The organism is Alteromonas sp. I10 (assembly GCF_003201515.1).
GTDB lineage: Bacteria > Pseudomonadota > Gammaproteobacteria > Enterobacterales > Alteromonadaceae > Alteromonas > Alteromonas macleodii.
Genome location: NZ_QJJN01000019.1, coordinates 1 through 4963 on the forward strand (window position 1 = coordinate 1; position 4963 = coordinate 4963).

General features: G+C 40.3%; 7 protein-coding genes. All 7 read left to right on the forward strand.

The genetic code is table 11. From position 1 onward, the window contains the following. On the forward strand, positions 1 to 391 hold a 391-nt coding region (locus BZA03_RS20530), incomplete at its 5' end, for a hypothetical protein (RefSeq protein ID WP_220018919.1). A 149-nt stretch (positions 392 to 540) separates the two neighbouring features. Then, positions 541 to 960: a hypothetical protein gene (locus BZA03_RS20135; RefSeq protein ID WP_110289696.1), complete on the forward strand. Its 420-nt coding sequence runs from the start codon at positions 541 to 543 to the stop codon at positions 958 to 960. 536 nt (positions 961 to 1496) lie between these two features. Then, entirely contained in the window at positions 1497 to 2198 is a 702-nt protein-coding gene (locus tag BZA03_RS20145) for a CPBP family intramembrane glutamic endopeptidase (protein WP_110289697.1), read from the forward strand. A 115-nt stretch (positions 2199 to 2313) separates the two neighbouring features. After that, positions 2314 to 2682 carry a hypothetical protein gene (locus tag BZA03_RS20150; RefSeq protein WP_075176675.1) on the forward strand — a complete coding sequence of 123 codons (369 nt, stop codon included), beginning with the start codon at positions 2314 to 2316 and terminating at the stop codon, positions 2680 to 2682. A 479-nt stretch (positions 2683 to 3161) separates the two neighbouring features. After that, entirely contained in the window at positions 3162 to 3458 is a 297-nt protein-coding gene (locus tag BZA03_RS20155) for a hypothetical protein (protein ID WP_110289698.1), read from the forward strand. A 128-nt stretch (positions 3459 to 3586) separates the two neighbouring features. Continuing rightward, a complete protein-coding gene (locus BZA03_RS20160; protein WP_110289699.1) occupies positions 3587 to 4183 on the forward strand; it encodes a DUF998 domain-containing protein in 597 nt (198 codons plus the stop codon). Between the two features lie 132 nt (positions 4184 to 4315). Next, the gene (locus BZA03_RS20165) at positions 4316 to 4765 is read left to right on the forward strand and encodes a DUF4265 domain-containing protein (protein ID WP_181417318.1); all 450 of its coding nucleotides are present in this window, start codon (positions 4316 to 4318) and stop codon (positions 4763 to 4765) included. The last annotated feature ends 198 nt before the right edge of the window (positions 4766 to 4963 follow it).

The window sequence follows — 4963 nt, forward strand, 5'->3', positions numbered from 1 at the left end:
AATCGCTCGCAAGCTCGCTGGGACGCTAACACATGGGCTGCGTCACTTCGTTCCTAATTTTAGCCCATGTGTTATCGCCCTTTATGCGGGTGTTAGTACCCTCGGAGCAGGAAGCTTGAAAGTAAAACCATCCAAAAAGCTATATCTTAAAATGCTGAGAAGTCTTTTGATAATTAGCGTTTTATTCGGTCTTACTGCATATGTCTGGTCAACTTCAGTTTATGAATGTATTTCTATCTTTTCGTGGGACTTTTGCGGCTCTATTGGCCAAGCAGAACTAATTTACCCACTTTTTGCTCTAGATGTGCTGCTAGCTTTTTATTTACTTTCGCCATTTTTTACCTATTTCAGCTATCGTGAAATAATCAAAAATAGGAATAAAATTAAATAATGTTGCCAGGTAGTATTGGGTTTAAGGGTACTAACAAACCAATAAACGCACTCACTCCGTTCGCTGGGACGCATACACGTGAGCTGCTTCGCATTTTAACCCACGCGTCTGCGCCCCTTATTTAAAAGTTAGTTGCCAAAGGAACACTCATGCCTGTATGGACTTATTTTTACTTAGGGCTTCTTGTAGCAGCTAACATCTACCTTGTGGTTTCGGTTAAACCTCTATCATTCGGTAGAGTATCAGGTGAAATTTTCTCGGTATTTTCTTACGTTGCGATCTTTGCCTTTTCATATATACAAATCGGCGGAGATTACTCATTACATCTCGCTACACTTTTGCTTTGTTATACACTTTTGTGGGGTGTGTTCGGGTACAAAGAACACTATTCATTTTATTGGACACCCGCCGCTGAGTTTGCAAAAAAAGTAGAAATTGGCAAAGACGAATCATTTGAAGATGCAGTTTTATCAATAAAAATTATCAAGTCAGTATCTCTTGTCTTAGTTGTGTTACTGGTATCACCATTATTTTACGCATACTCTAGGATGTTTTTAGATGGCAACTAACAAAGCGCTAAACTCGTTCCCTTCGGTCACTGGGACACAAACACGCGGCGGCTTCGCCATTTTCGCCGCATGTTTGTGCCCGTTAGCTTTGCGTTATGTGCTACTAGCGAAAGTCAGCTGAATCAAGCTTTGCTTAAGCTTCTTAAGTGTAAATTGGATGAAACCGTTTATGAAGAAACACTCAAAATCCGACAAGGTTCTTTTAGTTTCTTGTGGCCTGTTTTTCATCTCTTTATTTATTCATGGACTATCTACTGGACAAGTCTCCCCTAAAGGTGGCGAGGACTATTCTCTAGAAACCAGCCCAAACATGTTTTACTTTATTTTGGGTGTGTATGCGGCATTAACTGGTGCATGTATATTTCAACTAGTAAGAAACAAAATGCAGTTTAAATGAGCACGCACCTAACAATCACATTAAGCCGCTCGCAAGCTCGCTGGAACAGTAACACGTGGGCTCTGTCGCTTCGCTCGGATTTTAGCCCACGTATTACTGCCCCTTATGTGGGCGTTAGCTCTCAACAAGGAAAGATAAGATGGATTTTTTAGAAATTGTTTTATTAACCGTAATTTTTCTATTTCCGTTTCTGGATATTGCTCTTGAGAAGTACAAGCTCAAGACAAAAATACAGGAATATTGGAAGCTATCAATAATGTTATGGCTTGTAACTGCTTTCCTCATATACGCTTTTTCAATCGACACGCTCAGTGTAAGCTCTCCGAACATAATCCCAGATTCAATAATGGTTATGGGATTGGCCTTGTTAATATGCTGCGCTCTAGCGACATATACTCTATATTCAGCCACTTCAATTAATAATAACGACGAAATTAAAGCTCAAATAAGAAGCATTTTTGCCAAAAATAACGATTCTTATGATGAACTGCTACCAACAAATCGAAAGGAATATTTCACATTTGTAGGTCTTGTATCGATGAGTGCAGGAGTATGTGAAGAACTGATTTTCAGGTGGTATCTACTGCACTTTTTAGAAGCTTACTCAAATTGGATTATTGCTTGCGTAATAAGTAGTGTAATTTTTGGCTTTTGGCATCTCTACCTTGGCTGGATGCATGTTATTAAGAGTGCGGTCGTAGGATTTCTTCTATCGTTGGCATACATATATTTCGATAGTATTTTAGTCGTTATAGTGGTACACGCACTCATGGACATACATGCAGGCACCATAGCCTTCGTCGTCAAAAAGCCAACCAGCAGAGTGTTGATTGAGAGTTAACAAGACGCTTAACTCGTTCCCTGCGGTCACTGGGACACAAACACGCGGCGGCTTCGCCATTTTCGCCGCATGTTTGCGCCCGTTAGCTTAGCGTTATGAACCATAAGGAAATATTATGAAAAAGGAAATTTTAATATCTTGTCTTTCGCTGTTGTCAGCTAATTCATATGCAGCTAAAAATGACGCGGCTGAGTTAGCCGTTAAGTTTCAACACACTGTCAATCAAGGTAATTATGCAGAAGCCATTCGTTACTGGGAACCTTCTAAGCAAGATGAAATGTCGTTAAACGGCGGAAAACTTATTGGTACATTGTTTTCTGGCATAAGTTTACAAAAAGACACGCTCGATACGCGCTGCAGTAACGAAAGTTGTATGGTTTCGGCTCAATACACAGATGACTCTGGTAAAACACGTAAAATTACTTATACATTCGTCATGGATGGAAATTTGTTTCTGAGCAATATTCAAACTACTGGTTCATAACAAACCACTATAGCCGCTCGCAGGCTCGCTGGGGCGTTGTATGCCTAAGGGACTCATGTGACTACTATCTATTTTATAGTTGGTTTTACTTGTCTACACTTGGTCTTAGCATTTGTTAATGCTATTGGTATCAGAGGAGCGTTTTTTAAACAACAAAGCTCCATGACCCTTTGCTTAATAATTAATTGGCTAATCCCTATCGTCGGACCAACCATTACATATTTTATTGTTAGAAGTTCTTTTTCTAACACGTCGCCCGGCACACCCGTTGCAGATCAATCCGGAAGTAACGGACTATACACGGGGACAGAAGGACGAAGCGATGATTGATTTTTATGCCCATTGGTTTGGCTATTTTGAAACGGCATATAACAACCCAATCAACACACTCACTTCGTTCGCTGGGACGCAGACATGCGGGGCGGCTTCGCCATTATGCCCCACATGTCTGCGCCCGTTATTGGAAAGTTAGGTAACAAATGGATTTGAACTCAATAGATTTAGCAATAAAGTATCACTCATTAGAGGACGAAGAATGGGCTAAAAGTGGTGGCAATTTAATAAACATAACTGCCGGTAAGTATATCTTCAAAGATGTAGAGTTTTTATCTGCTGATGAGCTGCTCGCACATATAGAAAAACAATCATCTCAGAATATTTTAGTTCTTTACGACAATTCCACTAATCAAACCATAATAGCCTCTGTTTTAGACTATTGTAAAAAGGCTAACGCAAAGACGTTAGTAATAAAAAGTACCGAGGGATATGGACGCTAAGTTACCTAACAAAAAAATTATTTCGCCCGCAGGCGGGCTGGGACACAAACAGGCAGGCGGCTTCCCCATTATAGCCTGCCTGTTTGTGCCCCATATTTAAAAGTTAGTTTTTCAAGGAGGAATTAGGTTTGAATAACATTTTTGCCTACACGGGGATCGTTGCTTCGATTTGGATTGTGTTAGGTATTTATATTGCTTCTCTCTTCTATCCAAACTACAGCCACTCAAAACAGTTCTGTAGTGAACTCGGCGCTTTCGGTAGCCCTACTCAAAAATTGTCTCCTGCAATAAACAATTACCCTTTAGGTGCGCTGTTCGTTCTTTTTGGGTACTACTTAATTATTTCATATCAGTCTCATGTACCAACTGTAGTAATTGGCGTTTTGGTTATCGTTCATGGAATATGTACTTGGATTTGCGGCTACTTCCCAATGGATGCCGACGCATATACAAAGTCGCCCTCCCGAAGTTGCAAGATACACACGTGGTCAGGATTAATTATGCTCCTTTCATTCATCGTTGCACCTCTGATAGTTACTTTTTCTAGTTTTTATCCTGTGCCGCTTCGGTATCTTTCCTTCTTTTGTATTTTGGGCTGTTTTTATTTTTCATTTAAATTAGCAAAAGCACTCGAACTTAAAAGTGTCCCCGGTCTTCACCAGCGGCTTAGTTATGGCTTTCAAATACTGTGGTTGTTCATTTATTCAATCTTCGTGGTAGCATAAAAACTAACAAACGTATGAACACTCGCTTTGCTCGCTAGGGACAAATATACGAAGGCTCCCCTCGCGTTGCTCGGTATCTTAGCCTACGTATATTTGCCCGTTATGCGGGTGTTATGTTTCTCGGAAGATATTTTGGAAAATTTAGTAAAAGTCAGCGTTACGCTAACATCGAATAACATTCAAAATGCCAGTACAGAAACTATGTGGGCAGAGCCTCTGGGTAACGATCTCTACAGACTTCAGAACTCGCCGTTCGCAGCTTATGGTTTTAGCTATCTTGATGTTGCAAAAGCTATAGGTAACGAAACTCCCGAGGTTGTAGAAATTGTCGAAAGCTCAGGTCACTCAACTTATCGAGTACTATTAGAAGCTGGAGTTCTAGAAAGCGATAGATTTGGTCATTATTGGCAGAAACTTGAAAACATTGGTTGTACTTTTGAAGGCTCCCAGTCAAAGCTATTAAGTATTGACGTACCACCTTCAACCAATATATTTGCCGCTTATTCAATTTTAGAATCAGGTGAATCTGCGGGAGTGTGGGAGTTTGAAGAGGCAAAGTGTGCTCATAGCACCGAAACATAACAAACCACTCAAGGCTCTTGCTTCGTTCGCTGGGACACAAACACATGGGCTACGTCACTTCGTTCCTAATTATAGCCCATGTATTTGTGCCCCAAAGTTGGGCGTTATAACTACGTTTAGCGATAGTGGTTATTTTTATTCAAGGAGAGATGAAATTTCAAATTCCCTAGGTAAACAAATTCAACTTATATTTGCTTT